Origin of the sequence: Acetobacter indonesiensis, from assembly GCF_000963945.1 — a bacterium.
GTDB lineage: Bacteria > Pseudomonadota > Alphaproteobacteria > Acetobacterales > Acetobacteraceae > Acetobacter > Acetobacter indonesiensis.
Window position 1 is genome coordinate 1 of the sequence record NZ_BAMW01000049.1, and the last position, 281, is coordinate 281.

General features: G+C 52.7%; 1 pseudogene. It reads right to left on the reverse strand.

Features of this window, described 5'->3' with window-relative positions:
- Positions 1 to 280: pseudogene (locus Abin_RS11700) on the reverse strand (DUF6118 family protein); the annotation flags it as partial.
- Position 281: the final 1 nt, after the last annotated feature.

Consider the following 281-nt stretch of genomic DNA (forward strand, 5'->3'; position numbering starts at 1 on the left):
CTCCAACGATGAATGATGCTACGCGCTGATCAAAATGCTTCCAGGTGACGTGATTGAATAGAAGTGGTGCAATCCCCACCCCAAACAGAAAGGCCATGATCCCGATAAAAATCATCCAGAACCATTGATCGCGTCGATTATTTGCCTGACCGATGATACCAGCTAAGGCCTGCCGCTCTTCCCGAACTTCTCCAATCGCTTTCTGAAAGACCCCCTCCAGTCTCCGGCTGGCAGCCAGACCTTCCTCGCGTATCCCTTGCCCATACGCCTGAGGCGTCATC